Source organism: Chloracidobacterium sp. D, from assembly GCF_018304685.1.
Classification (GTDB): Bacteria; Acidobacteriota; Blastocatellia; order Chloracidobacteriales; family Chloracidobacteriaceae; genus Chloracidobacterium; species Chloracidobacterium thermophilum.
In genome coordinates this window covers 1,431,175-1,453,915 of sequence record NZ_CP072634.1, presented here as the reverse complement: position 1 = coordinate 1,453,915, position 22,741 = coordinate 1,431,175, and the positions used below count along the sequence as shown (strand labels likewise).

Genomic DNA, 22,741 nt, shown 5'->3' with positions numbered 1-22,741 from the left:
TATTTTGCCACAAGGGGGAGATGCAATGTGCGTTGTGGTTAGGGTGGAACAATAGTCTGATAATGATTCTCAGGCGTCTATCTATCGTTACAAAGTCTGGTTCATTAAGCCACAAAAGCCGTACACCATGAAACCACTGGAAATCATCAATGCGCGTGAACACAACCTGAAAAACCTTACCCTTACCATCCCACCACAGAGCCTGACGGTGTTGACTGGTGTCAGTGGGTCGGGCAAGTCCTCTCTGGCGTTTGATACGATCTACGCGGAAAGTCAGCGGCGGTACATCGAATCCTTCTCAGCCTATGCCCGGCAGTTTCTGGCGCGGCTTGAACGTCCGGCAGTGGATGCCATTCGCGGTCTCAGCCCGTCCATCAGCATCGAGCAAAAGACGACGCACCAGAATCCGCGTTCGACGGTGGGCACCGTCACTGAAGTGTATGACTACCTGCGGCTGCTTTATGCAGCGATTGGGAAACCGCACTGCCCAACCTGCCGTCTGCCCATCCAGCGGCAGTCGCCCGAAACCATGGTCGAGTGGGTACTGTCCCAGCCGCCGGGTACCCGCCTGATGGTGCTGGCACCCCTGGCGCGCCAGCGCAAAGGGGCCTTCCGAAAAGAGCTGGAGTTTGCCCTCAAACGGGGTTTCCCACGGGTGCGGATTGATGGTGAAGTACGCACGCTCGATGAAGAGGAGGTCCGTCTGGATCAAAGAAAAGCCCACGACATCGAGGTTGTTGTGGACCGGCTTATCGTCAAGTCAAACCTGACGGAGCGGTTGCGCAATGCCATCGGAGTGGCGGTTGGGCTGTCCCAAGGCACCGTGCTCATTACCCTTGATGGACAGGATGAGAAGTTGTTTTCAGTACACCTGGCCTGCCCGGCCTGTGGTTTCAGTCTGCCGCCGCTGGAGCCGCGCTCGTTTTCTTTCAACAGCCGGCTTGGCGCCTGCCCGACCTGTGGTGGTCTGGGGGGGATCATAGACACCAGCCCGGAGGCTAAGCTCCAGCATTTTACCGGGCTGCGAGTCTGCCCGGACTGTCAGGGGGCGCGGTTGCGGCCGGAGGCGCGGGCTGTCACAGTCAACGGGCAGCCACTTGAGGCTTTGACGCAGTGGCCACTCACGGAGGTGGCCACCTGGGCGCGCGAACTGTCCCTGTCTGCTCGGGAGGTGCAGGTCGCCGCCGGGATTGTGGCGGAAATTCAGTCGCGGCTTACTTTTCTCGTTGAAGTTGGCCTGGGGTACCTCACGCTGGACCGCCCGACGGCAACGCTGTCGGGCGGAGAAATCCAGCGGGTTCGCCTGGCGACCCAACTGGGAACTCCTCTGCGGGGCGTGCTCTACATTCTCGATGAGCCGAGCATTGGTCTGCATCCCCGGGACAACCAGCGTCTGATTCACACGCTGAAACGTCTGCGGGATGCCGGCAACACCGTCATTGTGGTTGAGCATGATGAAGAAACCATTGCTCAGGCGGACTGGGTCATTGACCTGGGTCCCGGTGCTGGAGCCCAGGGTGGGCATCTGGTGGCGGCCGGTCCGCCAGCATCCATCCGGCAGTGCCCGGATTCGCTGACGGGACAGTACCTGTCCGGGGTGCGCCAGGTTGTCGTGCCGCGCACGCCGCGCCCACCGGCCCAAGGTTATGTTACGGTCGTTGGCGCAACGCATCACAACCTCCAGGAGGTCACAGCCCGGTTTCCAGTTGGGTGCCTGACCGTTGTTACAGGGGTGAGCGGAGCAGGCAAGTCATCCCTTGTCCTCGATGTGCTGTACCGCGCGCTGGTCCACCGGTCGGGTTCGGGCGTACCGCCTGGTGCCCATCGGGCGATTGAAGGTGCCGGGGTGTTTGACAAGGTCATTGAGATTGACCAGTTGCCGATTGGCCGTACGCCCCGCTCCAACCCGGCCACCTACACGGGTGTGTTCACCGCCATCCGGGAGCTCTACGCGAGTCTGCCGGAGGCCAGGGCACGGGGGTACCGTCCCGGGCGGTTTTCGTTCAATGTGCCGGGCGGACGCTGTGAAGCCTGTGAAGGGGATGGCGTCAAGCGGATTGAGATGGCATTTCTGCCCGATGTGTATGTGCCATGTGAGGTCTGCCAGGGACGGCGCTACAACCGGGAGACGCTGGAGGTCAGGTATGAGGGACGGGACATTGCTCAGACGCTTGATCTGACGGTAGCGGAGGCAGCCGGGATTTTTGCGGCCTTTCCGTCGGTGGCGCACAAGCTGCGTACCCTTGTCGAGGTGGGCTTGGGCTACCTGACCTTGGGGCAACCGGCCACAACCCTGTCCGGTGGGGAAGCCCAGCGCCTGAAGCTGGCCTGCGAACTGGCGCGCCGGGCAACCGGACGCACGCTCTACATTCTGGATGAGCCGACGACGGGGTTACACTTCGAGGATGTCCGCCGGTTGCTCGAAGTCCTGCAGGCGCTGGTGGACCGGGGAAACACGGTCATTGTCATCGAGCACCACACCGATGTGATGTGGGCTGCGGACTGGATTGTGGATTTGGGGCCAGAAGGCGGTACCGGTGGCGGGCGGTTGGTAGGCGAGGGCCCACCATCCCGGATTGCCACTCTGGATACCCCCACCGGACGTGCCTTGGCGCAGAGGTTGGCTGCCAGCGATTGGTGATTGGCAGTTGGCAATGGGCGACCAGCGATGAGCGGCTAACCGCTGGTCGCCAAGCTGGCGGGCGCTTCTGCGCCACGTTTTCTATGAGCGACGCCGCCTTCACGTGCTGCCCAGCAGCCGTTCCAAGGCCGGCTGCACGAGGCGGGCAGCGTTCTCGCCGGCGGAAAAGCTTTTGAGTTTGCCCTCGGCGTCAAACAGGTAAAAGGCCGGGACGAACTCGTTGCCAAAGGCATCCGCTATCCGGTGTTGGTTGTCAATGGCGCAGGGCTGGGTGAGTCCATATTTGGCAATGGCGGCCTCGACGGCTGCCACGTCGGTGTCAGCTTCATAGCGAGGCATGTGAATGCTTACCACCCGGACGCCTTTTTCGGCCAGGGTGTCGCGCCAGGCATTGACCCGTGGCATCTGTTCAGAACAGATGCCACAGCTCACGGCCCAAAAGTGGATGAGGACAATGTGACCCCGCAGGTCTTCCGGGGTGACACTGCCATTGCGCCATTCCGTTGCTCCGTCAAGAGGTGGCAGCGGCGTGCCAATCCGCATCGGCATGGTGTTTTTCCTTGTGTGGGCGGCAGGTCACGGATTGAGTCACCGCGAACCTAGATGGTCTTCTGACCGGGCTTCCAGTTGACCGGGCACCGTCCGCCGGACTGAAGTGCCTGGAGGACACGCAACACCTCATCCACATTGCGCCCGATGTTGAGCGAGTGAACGACCTGGTACTGGAGAATGCCTTCGGGGTCAATGATGAACAGCCCACGCAGGGCAATGCCTTCGTTCTCGATGAGAACGCCATAGCTGCGGCTGACTGCCTTGGTGATGTCGCTGGCCAGGGGGTACTTCGTGCCGGCTACGCCGTTTTTCTCACGGGGCGTCTCCAGCCAGGCCTTGTGTGAGTACACACTGTCTGTGCTTACGCCGAGAACGTCGGCATTGAGGGCGTGGAATTCTTCCAGACGGTCGCTGAAGCCGGTCACCTCTGTCGGGCAGACGAAGGTGAAGTCCAGCGGATAGAAGAACAGCACGAGCCACTTGCCACGGTAATCTTCAAGTTTGACCCGTTCTTTGAGCGTTTCAGGGTTTTTGGTGGACGCCATATCGAAGCTCGGCGCCGGTTGTCCAACTTGCAACATAGAACACTCCTTTGGAGGCAATGATCGTCAGGAATAAAGCCTGCTCAAGGCCAGCCCGGATTGGCTGGCGGCCGGCCCACGGGCGTAACCTTACTTACGTTCCAGTCTGGGGTGCAACGGCTGTTTCCGAAAGGGCTGTCCGGGGCTGTGTGGAGGTTTTTCCGGTGAGGGAGCAGGAGGCGGAGCGGAAAAGTGCGGAAGGAGAGACTCGAACTCTCATGCCTTGCGGCGCCAGATCCTAAGTCTGGTGCGTCTGCCATTTCGCCACTTCCGCACGGCATCACCGGGTATCGCCGTCGTAAGCCTACCATGGTGTCACGTGTGAACGGTAGTCGGGTGGCGCTCCTGCTGGGGATCGCGCCAGAAGTCCATGGTGGAAGCCCGGTGCGCGCAGGCAAGGGTGCAGAAGGGCGCGCAGGGCTTGGGCGTGGCATATTCGCGGCGCAGGTCGTCGCGGGTGTAGTTGATGAGCGGAATGCCGGGGTAGCCCCGCTGCTGGGAACAGTAGTGGACCAACCCATCCTCACAGACGTAGAGGTAGCGTGCACCGGCCCGGCATTTCCACCGGTTGGGACGCCCGTGGGCAAGATTGTCCTGAAAGGTGTGAATCATGGCGTAGCCGGTTTTCCCAATCCGTTTGACTTCCTCATACGCACGCAGTTCAGCTTCGGACAGGGGTTTGAGCGCGCCGCGGTTGTCGTGGATAATTCCGCAGGAAACGGCAAATCCCAGCGCCGCGGCCCGTTTGGCCACCATGACGGCATCTTCCGGTTGGCGGATGCCCCCTCCGATGACCGAGTTGATGCTGACAGCAAAGCGGGCATAGCGCTGGAGGTCCACCAGGCGGCGGTCAAGGACCTTGAGGCTTTTCTGGGAGACCTCATCGGGATGGACGTTGTCAATGCTGATCTGGAGGTATTCCAGCCCGGCTTCATTGAGTTTCTCAATCCGTTCGCGGGTCAGGTAGTAACCGTTGCTGATGAGACCGGCCATCATGCCGTGGGCGCGAATGCGCCGGAACATGGTGTAGATGTCCGGGTGCAGCATGGGTTCCCCCCCACTGAAGGCCACGATGGAAGAGCCAAGTTCGGCCAGTTTGTCAATCCGGCGCAGCATTTCATCAAGCGGAACGGGGTCTGAAACGGCGTCATACTCATTGCAGTAGGTGCAGGCGAGGTTGCACCGCCGAATCGGCACAATATGCACAAGGACCGGATGCCAACGGTCGAGGATGCCGCGCAGCACCATCCGGGCTTCGCGGTAACGACGGGTCAGAGCAAGGTGGAGCATGGAAATTCCAAGGCACAGAATCAGATTTGGGTGTTCTGACAGCGGTGTGCCGGTGCGTCCAGGATGTTGCCCCGGCGAGCCATCAGCGGGGCAGAGGCGTCACTTCGGCCGGCACACGAACCGCTACACTAGCAGCTTCTGCCGTGGCAGCAAGAGGGGGCGGTGACGTTTGGGTGGCAGCTACGGGCAGTTTGACCCGGAAGGTTGTCCCCTGTCCGGGCGTGCTTTCGACAAAGACATGTCCACCGTGTTCCTGCACGATGCCGTAACTGACGGCCAGGCCGAGACCTGTGCCATGCCCGACTTCCTTGGTCGTGAAAAACGGGTCATAGATGCGGTGGATGACTTCGGGCGGAATGCCGATACCGGTATCGGAAACGGCAATGGTCACGGCATTGCCCTGTACGGTGGCCGTGATGGTCAGGATGCCGCCGTGGGGCATGGCGTCGCGCGCATTGAGCATCAGGTTCATGAACACCTGCTGAAGTTTGCTGGCCTGTCCCCAGACCGGAGGGAGTGCGCCGCCATAATCTTTTTTGATTTCAATGGCGGTGCCGCGCAGATGGGTCTCCAGAAGCTGAATGGTGTCATCAAGAATCGTCGCCAGGTCCACCGGCGCAAAGGTGGAGTTGCCGGTGCGGGAGAAGTTGAGCAGGTTGTTGACAATGTCAGAGGCACGCAGGGTCTGCCGGCGAATTTTCTCCAGAATGGGACGGCGGGGGTCCTGGTCACTGCACTCCGCCAGGAGCATCTGCGTGTAGCTGGAGATACCGGCCAGTGGGGTATTGACTTCGTGAGCGACACCGGCCGCCAGCAGCCCAATCGAAGAGAGTTTGTCAGCTTCCCGGAGTTGTTCTTCGAGGCGGACGCGGATCGTCATGTCCTCAAAGCAAATCAGGGCTCCGCCGGCGGCCAGGGCGCGCGTCTGAAGTGGCAGGAGGGTGATGTTGAGCACCAGGGCCTGTCCATTGCGCCCCTGGGTACGGCAGCGGTAAATCGTGCGGGCGTCGGTGATCTGCCAACCCGCGTCATGGCCGATGACGCCACGCATCATGCGCAGCAGGTCCGGGTCAAACAGCAGCTCCATTGTCCACCCCTCCGGCGGCGGCGGCGGCAGGGCAAACAGCTTCTCAAAGGTACTGTTCCAGGTGGTGAGCCGGCCCTGGCAGTCAATAACAACGATGCCGACGTTGATGGACTCGATGATGTTTTCGTTGAACTCCTTGAGCCGGGCCAGTTCTTCGACCCGCGCCCGCTCACGCTCATAAAAGAGGCTGTTTTCAATGGCGACTGCCATGTAGGGTGCCAGGCCACGTAGCAGCTCTGTGTCTTCCGAGGTCAGGAGGGTGCGCTCGACCGTCTTACCCAGTGCCATAACGGCCACCAGCCGGCCCCGCGCAACACAGGGGAAATAGTAGGCCAGATCGCCTTCGGCCAGCCCGGCCTCGTCCACGAGATAACCACGGGGACCGGCCTGGAGAATCTCCTGCTCGATATGGGGCGGCAGCACCGGCGTGGTCAGCCCACTGGTGAAGACGGGCCGCAGGCGCAGCGGCTGTGCCGCGGCCGGTGCATCTGAATCGGGCAGAAAAATGGCGATATCCGTCACCGACACCGCATCGGACAGCTTCCGGGCAATGGCCGAAAGCAGTTCGGGCAAGGCCGTCGTTGTGGCCATGGCGCGCCCGAAGTCCGCCAGCCCCAGGCGGGTGTCATAGCGCGCGCCATAAAAAATCCGGTCAATGCGTTCCTGGAGCCAGTTTTTGAAAGGAGCGTAGAGGATGGCACCGGCGGACAGCACCACCACCTGCAGAAATGTCGTGGTCACCGCCGGGACAAACGGGTAGGTCTCCCGTATCCAGGCAGCCATCCTGACCACCCCCAGCATGAAAATCATGACCACGCCAAAGGTCGCCAGCGCGTAGGTCAGGCTGCGCCGCACGATGACATCCACATCCATGAGGCGGTAGCGAACGATGGCGTAGCCAAAGGACAGGGGGATGAAAACGGTCGGACCCAGCGCCAGGGCCTCCATGATTGGCGTTGGCTCAACGCCCGCCACAACCGGCGCTCCGTAGAAAGCCAGCCACGGGACAATGCCCAGCGTCAGACCCACCACCATCCATTTCATCTGCTGCTTGAGCAGTGGGGTTTCCGTCTGGAAGAACGTCACCGTGACAACGCTGAGGGCAGCGGCAAAGGCTACGGCAAAATGGATCAGGGTGAGTTGGTCAAGCAGCGGACGCAGGTCGAGCAACCAGGTGCTGTAGCGCCCCAGAGACAGGTGGAGGGTCTCGAACAGCGCCAGGACAAGAGCCGGTCCATACATCAACCAGATAAGACGGCGACGGCGTTCCAGCCACGCACTGCGCAGGGGGAAAGTGGCGCAGAAGTGCAGAAAAATCGGGCACAGCACAATCAGTGAGACCCGGTCGGCCCAGAGAATGGCAGTGTCAAAAGTTGTCAGTGCCCCACTGGTGTTCCAGACAAGATAAATGAACGACAAGGCGCAGATGACAAAAAAGTGGAGCGCCTGGGAGGTGTGTCTGTGTTTGGCGAAGACAACCAACCCGATGAGCAGGTACAGCGTGCCGACAAAGGCGGCATAGACCTCAAGCCCGAAGCGGCTGGGTTGCGGGTCCAGGTGACGCAGCTCGGCCTGCCAAAGACCAAGACTCAAACCCAGGGGATTGTAGCGTTCGACAAGGTAGATGGCATTGCCGCCGACATGGACGTACTCATCCAGGTAGTACTGAAGTTGCCATTCCTTGGTGACGGCCAGTGGCTCCGGCGGCTCCTGGGAATTGGTTTCAACCATGATGGCCCGCAGAACGTCCCCCCGGATGACACCCGCCCGCTCAGCCGAGCTGCCCGGACGGACACTTTCAGCCACCAACCCCTGGGGTGTGGCGCGCCAGCGCACGCCATCATCGGCCGGCGGGGGTTGCACAGCACGGTCCATCAGGTTGAGCAGTCCGAGCAGGGTGATGGTCAGACTGACCCCAACCACGAGCCAGGTGGGGTAGGAACGGAATACCATAAACTTCAGAAGCGGAAGCGGAGTCCGCCACGCACCGTCCGCCGGTGGGGAAAGCCGGAAACGGCCCCCAGCCCGGTGACTTCGCCACGCCGTTCATCCAGGTTATGGCCTTCGACGATGGCTTCCCAATGTCCGGGCAGGAATATCCAGCCGGGCAGGGTCTGAACGATTCTGAGGTTCAGCCCGGCGTCGGTGAAGGGCAGGCGGCCGGTAAAGGGATCAATGGCATGAACCGGGTTCCCCCAGGCACGGCGGTAGCCGACCTGAATCCGGGTCTCCGCGCCGGAAAGGATGGTTTCCGCCACAACAGCGACGACATGATGGTAGGTGCCGTTCATCCAGGTTGCAGCCGCTGGCCCCGTGGCATCCATCTGCACCGCCTTCTGTCCGGCCGCATAGGCCGTTGTCACCACCAGGCGTGGTTGCAGACGGCGGGTAAGGAGAATGGCTGTTCCGTGGGCGCGGCCATTCAGACGCGACGAAATATGTCCATCCAAGGCCAGAGGATGTCCGTCCAGCCAGTCCTGATAGGCATAGAATTTGACTGTCGTCCGCGCATCCATCTGCCAGGCAACCCCGGCCTCGACCCGGAGGTTACGGGCCAGTGCGGGCCGTTCATCCACCAGCGCCAGACGCGCAGGCGGTGCGGGGAAGTCGTCGGTCAACAGCGGCCGCTCCAGGTCAGCCCAAGCTGGGAAGGCTTGTCCATCAGAGGTCAGCGCGGTATGCACCTGCACGGCTGTACAGGGCTGCCAGTGGACAGCCAGGCGTGGACGCCAGACCTCCTCCTGGCTGCGCCCCACCCGGAGGTAATCAAAGCCATAGAGCACCTGGAGCCGGTCGGTGAGCTGCCAGGCATCTGCCGCCTGGAAGTCGTGGCGGAAAAACAGGCTGCCCGGCGCGGGCGCGGCTGGAGCGGGCAGGACCGGATCGGCGGTCACCTGATCGGTTTGCCAGCGGAGGCGTCCGCGATGCTGTCCGGCGCTGTAGCGGAGCGCCCCACCGATAGTGACCGACTGGCCTTCCCAGCCACGGCGCAGGTAAGCGCCGATTTCCATCCCCGGTGTGACTTCAGCCGTCACCTGGCTGTCGTATCCGGTTGAGCCAATCAGCGCCGCCCCCTGCCAGAGAGGTGTGCCCGGCCGTGCCGGGTCTGACGTGTCGGAAGTCGCGGCTGTGGCATTGAAGATGCCACGGTGGCGCCGGTTCTGGTACTTGACCGGATTGACCCCCGTTACCCTGGGGTCCGGCGCCGGGCGCAGCATAAGCCGCATCCGGGACGTTTGTCCCGCTATCAACTCAGTTGGTTCGCTGATCAACGTCTGGAAGCCACGCGCTGCCGCCAGCAGCCGATAGACGCCTGGTGTAAGCCGGGAGAGTGTGAACCGGCCGCTGCGGTCGCTGGAAGCTGTCACCAGGACTTCCTTTTCATCTCCATCCCGGAAAATGGAGATGATGGCGTGGGCAATGGGCCCGCCGCTGTGATCTGTGACCACCCCAGTCACCACACACCCTTCAGAGCGTTCTGTGGCCAGCGTCAGGGTCGTACCCAGGACAAGGCACAACCAACCGGCGAAGAAACTACGGAACAGATATCGCATGCACGTCCCCCCTGATACAGCCTGGAACACGCGGAACCCGGCTGTACTTCAGTTTGTCCCCAACCCGGTGAGCCAAATCAGGACCGAACCTCAATGCTCATCCCCGATGCCGACGAGCCAGAGCCAACCCAGCCACACCGCCACAACCAACCTGGGCCTGTCGGACCGGCCCGGAGCGACGGTGGATGCCCTGACAAAGCGCCAGTATAGGACGGCCACTGCCGTTGACACCATATCTTTGGGCGGTGCAGCCGGCTCAGGAGCGGATGCTTCACAGCCGGATGACCGTGTCGGGCCCGCCCTCAACGTGGACCGTATCCACCAGCCGTACTGTATGCGGACAGGTTGTCATCAGAAGCGACGAGGTGCGTTTGCCGGCACCGAAAAAGCGTACTCCGCGCAGCACCGTCCCATTGGTCACGCCGGTCATGGCGAAGATGATGTGCTTTCCGGGCGCCAGGTCATCCGTCCGATAGACCCGCGCCGGGTCCGCAATGCCCATGGCCCGCATGCGGGCGAGCGTCTCGCTGTCTTCCGTGACTTTGGTGTGGTCTTCGGCATGGAGTTGGTCCTTGAGCACAAAGCGTGCCTGGATTTCACCGTTCAGGCACTTCATGGCTGCCGCCGTCAGCACTCCCTCCGGGGCCCCGCCGATGCCCATGACGGCATGGACGCCCGACCCGCCGATGGCCGCGCTGATGCCGGCCGACAGGTCGCCATCCGAAATGAGCTGGATGCGGGCCCCGGCTTCCCGGATGTCGGCAATGAGCCTGGCGTGGCGCGGGCGGTCAAGCACCGAAACCACCAGGTCAGTGACGGCCCGCCGCAGGCAGTCCGAGAGAATTTTGAGGTTCTCGGCCACCGGAGCGTCAATGTCGAGCTTTCCCTTGGCGGCCGGCCCAACGACGAGCTTGTTCATGTACATGTCGGGAGCATGGAGCAGTCCGCCCCGCTCGGCCGCCGCCAGAACGGCAATCGCATTGGCCGCGCCAGTGGCGCAGAGATTTGTTCCTTCAAGCGGATCAACCGCAATATCCACGGCGGGGAAGGTCTCATCGTCGTCGGGAAGCTCGGCCCCGGCACCGACGCGCTCGCCGATATAGAGCATCGGAGCTTTGTCGCGCTCGCCTTCGCCAATCACAATCCGCCCATTCATGCGCACTGTACGCATGGCCTCGCGCATGGCCTCAACGGCGGCGCGGTCGGACTGTTTTCTTTGGCCAAACCCCATGGTGCGCGCCGCGGCAATGGCCGCAACCTCCACCACGTGGAGAAACTCCTTGGAGAGATGGGAAAACCTGGTTTCTGTGGTTTCAGCCGACATAATCAACAGCCTTTCTGAGAGAGGCAGACGCTATCTGCCAGGTGACGCTGGAAATGCCTTGTGTGTTACGATAGCGTTATCCTCCTGACAAACCAAGCCCGGCCCCATTGCGGGCTGATGTTCCTGTGTGGGGATGCGCCGGGGAGCAAGCGGACCTTCCCAATGATGACGAAGCACATCACTCTGGGCGTCACCGGCTGTATTGGTGCCTACAAAGCGATTCTGGTGTTGCGTGGCCTGCAGCAGCTCGGCGCCACGGTCGAGGTCGTCATGACCGAGGCGGCGACGCACTTCATCCAGCCGCTGACCTTCCAGGCGCTTTCCGGGAAGCCCGTCCATACGTCGCACTGGGGACGCGACGACGATACCAACATTGCCCACATTGCCCTGGCCCAGCGCACGGACGCGCTGGTGATTGCGCCGGCCACGGCCAACTGTCTGGCCAAACTGGCCCACGGTATTGCTGATGATTTTCTGTCAACCGTCTATCTGGCGGCGACCTGTCCGACCTTTGTGGCCCCGGCGATGAATGTGGAGATGTGGCGGCACCCGGCCACACAGGACAATCTGGCCCGGTTGCGGGCGCGTGGCGTCCACATCATCGAGCCGGAGGCCGGGTTTCTGGCCTGTGGCATGGTTGGTGAAGGGCGGCTGGCTGACCCTGACCGCATCGTTGAGACGGTGTGGACATCGCTGGCGACGTTGGAAACAACGTTGGAAACAACACCGCGTGACTTGACCGGCGACCACGTTCTGGTGACGGCCGGGCCCACGATTGAGGACATTGATCCAGTCCGCTACCTGACGAACCGCTCTTCAGGGAAGATGGGCTACGCCGTGGCGCGGGCGGCGCAGGTGCGCGGCGCAACCGTCACCCTCATCAGTGGTCCGACCCGGCTGACCCCGCCGGAGGGCGTTGAAACCATTGCTGTCCGCTCCACCCGCGAGATGTATGAGGCCGTGCTGCGGTGTCTGCCGGCAGCCACGATGGTGATCAAGGCGGCCGCCGTCTGCGACTACCGTCCGCGGCAGGTGGCGACGGAAAAGCTGAAAAAGACCCCGGCACCGCTGCGCCAGCTCGACCTTGAACCCACCGAAGACATCCTCGCCGCCGTCAGTGCGCGGAAGGGGTCCCGCTTCGTCGTCGGCTTTGCGGCTGAAACGGGCTGGTCACTGGAAGCGGCTCTGGAAAAGCTCCGCCGCAAAGGTGCCGACCTTCTGGTGTTCAACGATGTCACTGAGGCTGGCGCCGGGTTTGACACCGATACCAACCGGGCTACCTTCGTCCTGGCCAGCGGTGAAACCCGGACACTGCCACTGATGACCAAGGAGGCACTGGCCCACGAAATTCTGAATCTGGCGCGCCAGCAGCGGCCGATGGTTCGCCCCCAGACGCCGGAGTGCCAGATGCTGGAGTGTAGGTGATGGAAGATGCTGTTGCCGCTCCGTCGGTTGAGTTAAACCGCCGGGTGCTCGTTGTGGATGACGAGGCGGAAATCCGGCTTTTCTTTAAGAACTTTCTCAGTGACTGCCAGGTGTGCACGGCAGCAGATGGCAGTGAAGTGGCCCCATTGCTGGTCAGCTTCCGCCCCCATCTTGTCATCACCGACCTGCGCATGCCGCGCCAGGGAGGGCTGGCTGTCATTGAACTGGTCAAGGCCCATGACCCGTCCATCGAGGTGTTGATGATTACCGGCTATGGACGCATCGAGGAAGCCGTCGAGGCGATGAAGCTCGGCGCCAGTGACTTCATCCCCAAGCCCTTTGATGTCGGGCAGATGCACCTGGCCATCGAGAAGTGCTTCGGGCGGGTGAGGCTGCGCCAGCAAAACACCGCCCTGCAGCAGGCAAACCGTGAATTACAACGCCTGACCGAACTCAAGGAAAAATTCCTCCGCATGACCAGCCACGAACTGCGCGGGCCGCTGACCATTCTCCAGGGCTACTGTGATTTGCTGGCAGTGATGGCCGACTCGCCCGCTGATGTCCGGGAAGCCCGCGCGGCCATGCAGGCGGCCATCTCAAACCTCACCACCATCGTCCAGAACCTCACGCTGCTGATGACAGCCACCACTGATCGCCTGCCCATCAGTTGCCAGCCGTTTGATGTCGCGGTCCTGGTACGGACCACGCTCGAAGAAATCAAGGTTCACGCCCGGCATCGCCAGCACCAGTATCATCTGGCAGGGCCGGAACACCTGCCGGCGGTGGGCGATGCCCTGCGCGTGACCCAGGTTCTGCGGGAGTTGCTCTTCAATGCCGTCAAGTTCACCCCTGACCACGGAAACATCCACGTCCGGCTAACCTCCGGGGAGCCATATTTCACCATCGAGGTTGAGGACAATGGAATTGGTATGGCTGCCCATGAAGTGGCTGTCGCTTTTGAGTCATTTTATGAAGTAGCCAGTTCGCAGTACCACAGCACTTCCCGTACCAACTTCAAGGGGGGTGGGCTGGGCATCGGCCTGACCCTCGTGCGGGATGTCGTGACGGCCTATGGTGGCCGGGTGTCCATTGTCAGTGAGCCGGGGAAAGGAACGACTGTGACCGTTCGGCTTCCGCGCGACAGAACCCCGGTGGCGGATTTGAACCTGGATCAGACCGAGAAAACCGCGTGAAGCAGACCTGGTTGGTGACAGGTGGGACAGGCTATCTGGGCGTTCATGTGGCGGCGGCCCTGGGGGCGACCGTGGCCGGGCGACGGCAGGGACTGGGATTGTTTACCCCAGCCCTGGCGGAGGCGCTGGCCCATCACCAAGTCATCGTCCACCTGGCCGCCCACGTGGCCAAAGCCCCGGAGGCAGCGGCGGACTGCTTCGAGGTCAACAGCGACGGCACACGCTGGCTCTGCGCCCAGCTTACCAAACAGCACGTCCTGCTGCTGGCCTCGACCAAGGATGTCTATGGCGCGCATGCTGACCACTACCCGGCCGTGCCGGAAAGCTGCCCGACAACCCTGCGTGGGCAGAACGCCTACGCCTGGTCAAAGTGGCTGGCCGAGGAATACGCCCGTTTTTATGCGTCCCAGCGCGGCTTCCGGCTCTGTGTGCTGCGGCTCTCCACGATGTTTGCACCGCCGACGCCGGGCAATCCCGGCGGACTGGTCAGTCGCTTTGCCGATGCCATCCGCCGTGGACAACCCCTGACGCTGCGCTGGCAGGGACGGCAGGTGCGGGATGTCCTGCCGGTGACAGAACTTGTGCGCGTGCTGCGCGCCTGTGCCGCTTTGTCTGATGCCCACGACACCTTCAATGAGACGTTCAACATCGGCGGCGGTCCCGACTACGCCTACTCACTGGTTGAACTGGCGCAGCGGATTGGCCGGGCATGTGGCAGGACTCCGGTTCTACACCTGACCGATGTCGAGCCGGCGCCAGACGACCAGCGGCACTATGTCAGCGATCTCTCAAAAGCCGGCGCCCGGTTGGGCTGGAAGCCAGACTTTGATGTGGAGGCGGTCCTGAAGTGGGCCTGACGGATGGCTTCCCCCTGGCTGGCCCCTAGCTGGCACTGGGGCGGCGGCTGCCACGCAAGACCGTGGAAAGCACCCGCACAACCGTGTTGGAAAACAACATTGCCTGCGCTTGGGCAATGGTCAGGGCCTTTTCGGGCAGAGAAAGCGTCCGAAACGCTTCGAGTGAGGCTTCGGCAGTCTGGTTGGGGCTGTCTGAAGCTGTGGTCGTTGCCGTGTCTTTCATGGCGTTGGTCTCCTTATTCTGAAACGGGTTCTAGCGCCAATACCCATGGACGATGGACACAGCCGTAATGGCTGTGACGGTGAGCAGATTACTCCCAACGAGAAAACGGATAAAGCCCGGATGGGCGCTGGCCTGACTCTGACTGATGAGCGACCGCCCGGCCGCATTGCGCCCAATGCTTTCGAGCAACCGGCTGTCATTGGGTGCGCGGTAGAGCTGTACCTGCTGAACAAGCTGGGGAACGAAGAAGGCTATGCCAAGCCAGCCAATGGTGACATAGCCAAACAAAAAGCAGGTGATGACAAAAATCACCTGCGCCAGATTGATTTCGGTAAAGGCAATGAGCATTGCGCCACGTTCGCCATACAGTACGGGGAGGGTTTTGAGGGCATTTTTGCGGTCCCCTTCAATGGATTTGAAGTCGTTCATGGTGATCAGCCCCATGGCAACCAGGGCATTGACAACCCCCAGCGCCAGATGAAAGGCAGGAAAGCCCGGCTCCCGTGAAAAAAGGTGCGCAGCCAGCAGCCATGGCACCAGGCAGTACCCGATGCCCACTGCCGTTGTTCCCAGCCAGCCGTTTTCCTTGAGGCGAAATCCCGGGGCGCTGTAAGCGTAGGCCAGAAAGAGTCCTGCGACGCCCAGGATGAGAATCACCGGGCTGGCAGTCACAAGGTACAGCAGCAACATGTTCCCCACGGCGAGGAAACCGGTCAGGATGAAGTTGGCACGGGCTGCCGCGAGGGAAATCCGCCCCGCCGGAATAGGGCGCTCCGGGTCGTTGATGGCGTCGAGGTGGCGGTCAAAATAATCGTTGATGGATTGGCTGAAACCGGTCAGCAGCGGGCCGATGAGTCCGCAGGCCAGAAAAAATTTGACGCCATCCGTCACCGTCAGGTCTGCCAGGCGTAGCCCCGTTGCCAGGACCCCACAGCAGAAACACTGCCAGGGGCCAAGCCAGGTGACGGGGTCGAGGAGCTGGATGTGGATCAGGAAGGTTTGCAGCAGCGGTTTGGAAGTCGTTGCCTGCGGGGACGGGACGGGTGATTTTCTCAACTCCTCAAGCATAGTGATTCAGCAAAAGACAGCCAGGTTCAGGTTTGCTCTGGAACTCCAGCCTGCCGACCAGTACAGGCTTCCGGCGCATGCCAGCAAGTGTTGACGTTGGTGTTGAGTCTATACCATAGTCCGGTACGTTTTCAGCGGGTGGTGGCGGTAGCTCCAACCCAATGGTGCTGATGCAGTTTTTGTTCACGCTCTCAGGGCATGAGACTTGATACTGGCAGCGTTGCGGCGCTTGACCCCTTTGCCGGGCAAGTGCGGGTTCAGGCGCCAGCCCCGGCGGCTGTGGCTGCTGGCTATGCCTACTGCCGGGAGGTGACCCGCACCCACGCCAAAAGCTTTTACTTTTGCACCCAGACCCTTCCCAAACGCAAGCGTCCGGCCATTTATGCCATCTATGCGCTCTGCCGGCAGATTGATGATCTGGTGGATACCAACCGCCAGGCCAACCCGACGGCAGTGGCGTTGGCCATTGAAGCTTGGGCGCAGGCTCTGCGGGATGTGTATGCCGGGCGGCCCTTTCCGGCTCACCCGGTGCTTGTCGCCTGGTATGACTTCCTTCCACAGTTTCCGGTCAAGCTCGAACATCCCCTTGAACTCATGCAGGGCTGCCTGATGGATGCCCGCACGGAAGGGCCCGTGCGCTTCGAGCGGTTTGATGACCTTTATACCTATGCCTACCGGGTGGCGTCGCTGGTGGGGCTGATGACCAGTGAGGTGTTCGGCTACGCTGACTCAAGTGCGCTCCAGTATGCGGTGGCGCTTGGCATTGCCTTTCAGTTGACGAATATCCTGCGGGATGTGGGCGAGGATGCCCGGCGCAACCGGATTTACCTGCCACTGGAGGACCTGCGTCGGTTTGGTTGTACGGAAGAGATGATTCTGCAGGGGCGGCTGACGCCGGAAGTGGTGGCCCTGCTTAAGTTCGAGATTTGCCGGGCGCGGGATTTCTACCGTGAGGCGGAGTGTGGTATTCGGTTGCTTTCGCCGGACAGTCGCTTTACCGTGTTCCTGAGCAGTCGTTTGTACGGAGGGATTCTGCGTGACATCGAGCGGCATGGCTACGATGTGTTTTCCCGGCGGGCGCATCTGTCACTGGGGGCAAAGCTGTGGGCGGTACCGCCGCTGTGGGTGCAGGCGCGGCTGGGCGGTATTTTGACGTAAGGCTGATTATCAGACTCCCAGGCTCTCCCGCAACCCCCCTGCCAACACCACCTTCAGCTTCCACTTGCTCCCATCGGACTTCCCCAACCCCGAAAGGAATCCGCATACCATGGCCAGAACCACGGCCAAATGCGCCTTGGGCATTGACATTGGCGGTACCGGCGTCAAAGGGGCGCCGGTTGACCTCCGCACTGGCACGCTTACCCAGGAACGGTTCCGTCTGCTCACGCCACAGCCGGCGACACCGGACGCCATTGCCGAAACCGTTTTTGAGGTCATCCGCCACTTTGGATGGAGTGAGCGTGACGGCGCCATTGGCATCGGGCTGCCTTCCGTCGTCAAGCACGGTGTGGCGCACACGGCCGGCAACATTGACCCGGCCTGGATTGGCTGTGACGCCGCCACCCTGTTCAAAAACACCACCGGCTACACGGTGACGTTGCTCAATGACGCCGACGCCGCCGGCCTGGCCGAGATGCGCTTTGGCGCCGGCCGCGACCTTGCCGGGCTGGTGGCCATCGTCACCCTGGGCACCGGCATCGGCACCGCACTTTTCCATGACGGGCAGCTTATTCCCAACACTGAGCTGGGCCACCTGATCATCCGTGATAAGGACGCCGAGCGGCGGGCTTCCTTGTCGGCACGTGAGCGGCAGAACTGGTCATGGAAAAAGTGGGCTGGGTATGTCAGCGAATACCTCACTGAATTGCACCGGCTGCTCTGGTGTGATGCCTTTATTCTCGGCGGCGGCGCCAGCAACAAATTCGACAAGTTTGCGGCGTACCTGACCTGTCCGGCCCCGGTGCTCCCGGCCCGGATGGCTAACCTCGCCGGGATCATCGGGGCTGCCCTGGCCACTGTCCCGGCAACACAGGCCAGAGCCAAATCACCCTCCTGAACCCTGGATACGCAATGACCATGACCCGTTACCTCCTGGCCGGAGATGTGGGTGGCACGAAAACCCACCTCGGACTGTTTGACGCCGCCACCCTTGCCCCGCTCGAAACCCGAACCTTCGCCAGCGCTGATTTCAGCGATCTGCCAGCCATGCTGCGGTCATTTTTTGGTGGGCGGGCGCTCCGCTGCCAGGCTGCCTGCATTGGCGCAGCCGGACCTGTCCTCGATGGCGTGTGCCAGATTACCAACCTGTCTTGGAGCATCCGTGCGGATGAACTGCGGCAGGTACTCGACTGCCCGGCCTTTGTCATCAATGACCTCGAAGCCAACGGCAACGGGATTGCCCTGCTGGCACCGTCGGACTTTTACCAACTTCAGGCCGGTACACCCCGCCTGGGCAACGCGGCCCTGATCTCGGCCGGGACAGGTCTCGGCGAGTGCATTCTGTTCTGGGATGGAACACGCCACATTGCCGTTCCGTCGGAAGGTGGCCACGCCAGCTTTTCTCCCAGCGATCCGACGGAGCTGGACCTGCTGGCGTATCTCTGGCAGACCTATGATCACGTAAGCTGGGAGCGGCTGGTGTCCGGGACGTTTGGCTTTGCCCACCTGTACCATTTTTTCCGTGACACCGGGCGTGCCGCCGGTTCCGCTGCCCTGGAAGCTTTGGCTGCTACTGATGGCTACGGTGCAGCCATCTCGAAGTTTGCCGACGAAGGATTGCCGATTGCCGTGGCGGTGATGGAGCGGTTCGTAGCCCTCTATGGTGCTGAAGCTGGCAACCTGGCCCTGAAGGCCCTGGCCACCGAGGGGCTGTTTATCGGCGGCGGCATTGCGCCCAAAATCCTCAAGTGGATGACCAAGGGCAATTTTCTGGGCGCATTCGTCGCCAAGGGACGTTTTCGGAGCTTTCTGGAGCAGGTTCCAGTGGCCGTCATCCTCAATGAGCAGACGGCACTGCTGGGCGCAGCCCGGTATGCCAGGCATCACGCCCACCTTTCCTGAGCCAGAACCCATGATTCTGGCTGTTGATCTGGGTTCCTCTTCTTTCCGTGCGGCCGTGTTTACGCCTGACGGCCGGTTGCAGCCGGAAACCCTTAGCCGGCGGTCGGTTGTGGCTACCATGACACCGGATGGCACCATGACCTACGATGCCACGGCGCTCTTTGCCGCCTTCACCGGGGTCATCAGCCGGTCACTCCATCGGGCTGAACGTCAGGGGTATGTCATTCAGGGCGTTGGTATCTCCACCATGATGCACAGCCTCATGGGTGTCCGACGGTCGGCGGCTACTGCTGACCAGCCTGATGTCAGCGTGCCGACAACGCCGGTTTTTGCTTGGGGCGACACACGTTCCGAAGCCGAAAGAGAGAATTTGGTTGAGTATTTCACCCGCCGCCGGCTCTATGCCCGGACGGGTTGCCCCCTCCACAGCAGTTACTGGTTGCTCAAACTGGCCTGGCTGCGACGTCACCTGACGCTCCGGGAATGGCAGTGGATGTCCTTTGCTGACTATGCCTGGTGGCGACTTTTTGGCCGGACCTGCACCACCGTTTCCCTTGCCTCGGCGACGGGCCTCTATGCCCGCCGCGAAGCCGACTGGGATGAAGAAATCCTTGATTATCTTGGCCTTGAGCGCTCTCATCTGCCGCCCTTGGCCAATGCCGGAGCGATGCTCCCTGGCACGGCCCTCGTCCCGCCCTTCAAAAAACGCTGGCCGCAACTGCATGCAGCCTGCTTCTTCCCACCCCTTGGCGATGGCGCCTGCAGCAACCTGGGCAGCCTGTGTTTTTCCGACAACCGGGCCGCCATCAACATTGGCACCACGGCTGCCCTACGTGTCACCATTCCCAGGGAACGTGAACCGGGAGAACCGCCACCGGGTCTCTGGGTCTATCACCTTGACCACGACCATGCCCTCGTGGGCGGCGCGCTGAGCAACGCCGGCAATCTGCTCGCCTGGGGGCGGCGTACGCTGCGCCTGCCGGCCACACCGATCCTGGAAGCTCGTCTGCGGCAGACCCTGGCAGAAGATACCGGATTGACCATCCTGCCCTTCCTGGCCGGCGAACGCAGTCTGGGTTGGCATCCGCAAGCCACGGGAGTGATTGCCGGACTCCGGCTCTCCACAACCCCCGTAGCCATCTGGCAGGCGCTGCTCGAAGTCATTGCCCTGCGTTTGGCGTGGATTGCCCGGCAACTGGAAACCGCCGGGTTCCTCCTGGACTCCACAGAGATCATTGTCTCCGGCGGTGTGTCGGCGTCACCCGTTTTTGCTACGATGCTGTGCCAGGCACTGGGACGGCCCATCTGTGTCATCCCGACGGAAGCTTCAGCCCGTGGCGTGGCTCTGTGGGTCAGTCTTGGCCTGCGATTGCTGACAATTGACCGTTGCCCACTGCCCGCTGGAAGCTGGTTTGAGCCGGATGCCGCCACCCATGCCCGCTACCGGGAGCGGCTGGAGCGTCACCGCGCCACATACCTGACCATGGCTGAAAGTTCATTCCTTCAACGATGGTTTCAATGAAGATCATCCGTATCCTGCACTCGATTGTCGCGTTTCTGCTGATTGTTCTCTATACGGTGGTTATGGGGTCTCTGGCCCTTCTGCTTTCACTGTTTGACCGAACAGGAGCCTATCAACACTGGTGCGCGCGCACCTGGTGTCGGATGATTGCCTTCACAGTCGGGATGCGGGTCTCCGTTGAAGGCCTTGAACAACTGCCCCGCCACACCCCAGCAGTGGTCATGGCCAATCACCAGAGTTTGCTTGACATTCCAGTGCTGTTTGCCTTCCTGCCGTTTCAGTTTCGGATTCTGGCCAAAAAGGAACTGTTCCGTATTCCCTTCCTGGGCTGGTTTCTCTGGCGCGCCGGACACATTCCGGTTGACCGGGGGAACCGGAATGCCATCCCTGACATGATCGCCGCGGCACGGAAGGTGCTCCACTCCCGGACTCCGGTGGTGATCTTTCCCGAAGGCACGCGGAACATCCAGCCCGCCCGGGTCAAAGCCTTCAAATCGGGCGGGTTTCGTCTGGCGCGTGAAGCCGGTGTGCCGATTGTGCCGGTTACCATCTATGGCACCGCCACATTTTTGCCAGCGCATTCCATGTGGCTCACCCCCTGCCCGGTTCATCTCACTATCCACGCACCGCTGGAGACCACCAGCCTCTCTATTGAAGAGGCTATGGCCCAGGTGGCATCCACGATGAATGAACGGTTGGCCGTCCTGGCCCAGTCCCAGCCCCAACCATCCCTGCCGCCTTCGGGAAAGCGTTACCCCGCCCATGACCTCTCTGACTGAGCCAGCGGTTATGCCCCCAGCCAGCCCGGTGTCACGGGTGGTGGGTTGGAATGCCGGTGCAGCCATGGTGACATGGCTGTTGAGCATCAGTGCCATCCTGCTGAGTTCGGTTGGGGCACAGCTTGGCTGGACAGCCTGGTTTTACCTGCAGCGGGGCGCCCTTCCGACGCAAGCTGACCTGACGACCTCACACTCGCTGACCCTGACCCTGGTGCTGTCCACGTTTGCTGCTCACGCCATAACGCTTTTATGGTGCTGGCAGCTTATCCGTCGGACATCCCCCTACGGCGTTCGCCCGGCGCTGGGTCTGGACTGGTGCCGTTCGTTCTGGTCCCGCCGGAACGGACTCCTTATAGCCTGTGTGTTTGCAGCACCACTGTTTCTGGCCACTGGCGCTTGGCTGGAACGCTACCTCCCCAATGCCAAAACCGATCTTGACCGCATCCTTGCCCAGGGGCCGTCCGTTCGGGTAGCCATTGCCTGCGTGGCTGCACTGTCTGCGCCGCTCGTCGAGGAAGTGGTTTATCGGGGGGTTATCTTTGGCGGATTGCAGCGCAGTCTGGGGGTTCGTCCTACAGTGGTTCTGGTCTCCCTGCTCTTTTTGGCCGTTCACGTCCCACAGTACTGGGGCGGCTGGGCCGGGTTGACCATGCTGGCGCTGCTCAGCCTCACCCTGACCGTCCTCCGGGCTGCAACCGGCTCCATCCTGCCTTCGGTCGTGCTCCACTACGCCTTCAATGGTATTCAGGCCATTGCCATTGTGTTTTTCTGGGAACTTCTTGAAACTTCCCCTCCCACAACGCCATGAACGACGCCTTGGATTTTCGCGGTAAGACCATCCTCATCACCGGCGGCTCACGGGGCATTGGCCGCGCCATCGCCCTCGAACTGGCTGCCCGCAGTGCCAACATTGCTTTCACCTACCACAGCCGGGTGGAAGCCGCCCGGGCCGTCGAGCAGGAACTTCAGGCCTTGGGTGTCGAAGCCCAGGCCTACCAGGCAGATGCCGCCGACTTTGAAGCCGCCCAGTCCGTTGTCAGGCAGGTACGGGAACGCTTTGGCGCTCTCCACGGCCTCGTCAACAACGCCGGTATCACCCGCGACAAGCTGCTCATCATGATGAAGGAAGACGACTGGGATGCCGTTCTCGACACCAATCTCAAAAGTGTCTTCAACCTGTCCAAAGCGGTGGTTGCGCTCCTGCTCAAACAAAAGCAGGGCGGTTCCATCCTGAACATCAGCTCCATCAGTGGCGTGATCGGTATGGCCGGCCAGACGAACTACTCCGCTGCCAAGGCCGGAATGATTGGCTTTACCAAGGCATTGGCCAAGGAAGTCGCCAGCCGGGGCATTACGGTCAATGCTCTTGCGCCGGGTCTTATTGAAACGGAGATGACGGAAGGGCTGTCGGCTGAGTATCGCGCCAAACTGCTTGAAACCATCCCCCTTGGACGGTTCGGGACTGCAACGGAAATTGCCCGCATCGCCACCTTTCTGCTTTCAGAAGATGCCCGCTACATCACCGGACAGGTTCTTTGTGCCGACGGTGGTCTCGTTATGTGAAGCTGTCAGGACAGGAGGAAGT

General features: G+C 61.6%; 19 protein-coding genes and 1 tRNA gene. 11 read left to right on the top strand and 9 right to left on the bottom strand.

What is annotated here, in order from left to right:
• The first annotated feature begins 127 nt into the window (after positions 1–127).
• On the top strand, positions 128–2,641 hold the full coding sequence (uvrA, locus tag J8C01_RS06070; RefSeq protein ID WP_211431340.1) for an excinuclease ABC subunit UvrA: 2,514 nt from the start codon (positions 128–130) through the stop codon (positions 2,639–2,641).
• A gap of 99 nt (positions 2,642–2,740) precedes the next feature.
• On the opposite strand, the gene J8C01_RS06065 is transcribed toward uvrA, so the two are convergent.
• From J8C01_RS06065 to glpX, 7 genes are all read right to left on the bottom strand, one after another.
• A complete protein-coding gene (locus tag J8C01_RS06065) occupies positions 2,741–3,184 on the bottom strand; it encodes a TlpA disulfide reductase family protein (protein ID WP_014099738.1) in 444 nt (147 codons plus the stop codon).
• Between the two features lie 56 nt (positions 3,185–3,240).
• Positions 3,241–3,774: a peroxiredoxin gene (locus tag J8C01_RS06060; RefSeq protein ID WP_211431339.1), complete on the bottom strand. Its 534-nt coding sequence runs from the start codon at positions 3,772–3,774 to the stop codon at positions 3,241–3,243.
• 193 nt (positions 3,775–3,967) lie between these two features.
• Positions 3,968–4,048, bottom strand: a tRNA-Leu gene (locus tag J8C01_RS06055).
• Positions 4,049–4,089: 41 nt separating this feature from the next.
• Positions 4,090–5,064, bottom strand: coding sequence for a radical SAM protein (locus J8C01_RS06050; RefSeq protein ID WP_211431338.1), 975 nt, complete (start codon positions 5,062–5,064; stop codon positions 4,090–4,092).
• Between the two features lie 82 nt (positions 5,065–5,146).
• A complete protein-coding gene (locus J8C01_RS06045; RefSeq protein ID WP_211431337.1) occupies positions 5,147–8,104 on the bottom strand; it encodes an ATP-binding protein in 2,958 nt (985 codons plus the stop codon).
• Positions 8,105–8,109: 5 nt separating this feature from the next.
• A complete protein-coding gene (locus J8C01_RS06040) occupies positions 8,110–9,705 on the bottom strand; it encodes a carboxypeptidase-like regulatory domain-containing protein (protein WP_211431336.1) in 1,596 nt (531 codons plus the stop codon).
• Between the two features lie 271 nt (positions 9,706–9,976).
• On the bottom strand, positions 9,977–11,029 hold the full coding sequence (gene glpX, locus J8C01_RS06035) for a class II fructose-bisphosphatase (protein ID WP_211431335.1): 1,053 nt from the start codon (positions 11,027–11,029) through the stop codon (positions 9,977–9,979).
• A gap of 162 nt (positions 11,030–11,191) precedes the next feature.
• On the opposite strand from glpX, the gene coaBC reads away from it, so the two are divergent.
• From coaBC to J8C01_RS06020, 3 genes are read left to right on the top strand one after another with little or no spacing between them, the layout of a single operon-like run.
• Positions 11,192–12,454 (top strand): bifunctional phosphopantothenoylcysteine decarboxylase/phosphopantothenate--cysteine ligase CoaBC, encoded by a 1,263-nt coding sequence (gene coaBC / locus J8C01_RS06030; RefSeq protein ID WP_211431334.1) that lies wholly within the window; start codon positions 11,192–11,194, stop codon positions 12,452–12,454.
• On the top strand, positions 12,454–13,647 hold the full coding sequence (locus J8C01_RS06025; RefSeq protein ID WP_211431333.1) for a hybrid sensor histidine kinase/response regulator: 1,194 nt from the start codon (positions 12,454–12,456) through the stop codon (positions 13,645–13,647). Before coaBC ends, J8C01_RS06025 begins: the two co-directional genes overlap by 1 nt.
• Entirely contained in the window at positions 13,644–14,504 is an 861-nt protein-coding gene (locus tag J8C01_RS06020) for an NAD-dependent epimerase/dehydratase family protein (RefSeq protein WP_211431332.1), read from the top strand. The genes J8C01_RS06025 and J8C01_RS06020 overlap by 4 nt, the downstream gene beginning before the upstream one ends.
• 25 nt (positions 14,505–14,529) lie before the next feature.
• Here the strand turns inward: J8C01_RS06020 and J8C01_RS06015 are convergent, their stop codons facing one another.
• Together J8C01_RS06015 and bchG are read right to left on the bottom strand one after the other, a co-directional pair.
• The gene (locus tag J8C01_RS06015) at positions 14,530–14,727 is read right to left on the bottom strand and encodes a hypothetical protein (RefSeq protein ID WP_211431331.1); all 198 of its coding nucleotides are present in this window, start codon (positions 14,725–14,727) and stop codon (positions 14,530–14,532) included.
• Positions 14,728–14,757: 30 nt separating this feature from the next.
• Positions 14,758–15,795 carry a (bacterio)chlorophyll synthase gene (gene bchG / locus J8C01_RS06010; protein ID WP_211431330.1) on the bottom strand — a complete coding sequence of 346 codons (1,038 nt, stop codon included), beginning with the start codon at positions 15,793–15,795 and terminating at the stop codon, positions 14,758–14,760.
• A 198-nt stretch (positions 15,796–15,993) separates the two neighbouring features.
• Here bchG and J8C01_RS06005 point away from each other — a divergent pair, with 198 nt between their 5' ends.
• The 7 genes from J8C01_RS06005 to fabG all read left to right on the top strand — a co-directional run bounded on the left by J8C01_RS06005 (position 15,994) and on the right by fabG (position 22,719).
• Entirely contained in the window at positions 15,994–16,953 is a 960-nt protein-coding gene (locus tag J8C01_RS06005; RefSeq protein ID WP_014099727.1) for a phytoene/squalene synthase family protein, read from the top strand.
• A 109-nt stretch (positions 16,954–17,062) separates the two neighbouring features.
• On the top strand, positions 17,063–17,851 hold the full coding sequence (gene ppgK / locus J8C01_RS06000) for a polyphosphate--glucose phosphotransferase (protein WP_249355400.1): 789 nt from the start codon (positions 17,063–17,065) through the stop codon (positions 17,849–17,851).
• A 20-nt stretch (positions 17,852–17,871) separates the two neighbouring features.
• Positions 17,872–18,855, top strand: coding sequence for a glucokinase (gene glk / locus J8C01_RS05995; protein WP_211431329.1), 984 nt, complete (start codon positions 17,872–17,874; stop codon positions 18,853–18,855).
• A gap of 10 nt (positions 18,856–18,865) precedes the next feature.
• Positions 18,866–20,377 (top strand): gluconokinase, encoded by a 1,512-nt coding sequence (locus tag J8C01_RS05990; protein WP_211431328.1) that lies wholly within the window; start codon positions 18,866–18,868, stop codon positions 20,375–20,377.
• Entirely contained in the window at positions 20,374–21,156 is a 783-nt protein-coding gene (locus J8C01_RS05985; RefSeq protein ID WP_014099722.1) for a lysophospholipid acyltransferase family protein, read from the top strand. Before J8C01_RS05990 ends, J8C01_RS05985 begins: the two co-directional genes overlap by 4 nt.
• Positions 21,140–21,964: a CPBP family intramembrane glutamic endopeptidase gene (locus tag J8C01_RS05980; protein WP_211431327.1), complete on the top strand. Its 825-nt coding sequence runs from the start codon at positions 21,140–21,142 to the stop codon at positions 21,962–21,964. The genes J8C01_RS05985 and J8C01_RS05980 overlap by 17 nt, the downstream gene beginning before the upstream one ends.
• The gene (fabG, locus tag J8C01_RS05975) at positions 21,961–22,719 is read left to right on the top strand and encodes a 3-oxoacyl-[acyl-carrier-protein] reductase (protein WP_211431326.1); all 759 of its coding nucleotides are present in this window, start codon (positions 21,961–21,963) and stop codon (positions 22,717–22,719) included. Before J8C01_RS05980 ends, fabG begins: the two co-directional genes overlap by 4 nt.
• Positions 22,720–22,741: the final 22 nt, after the last annotated feature.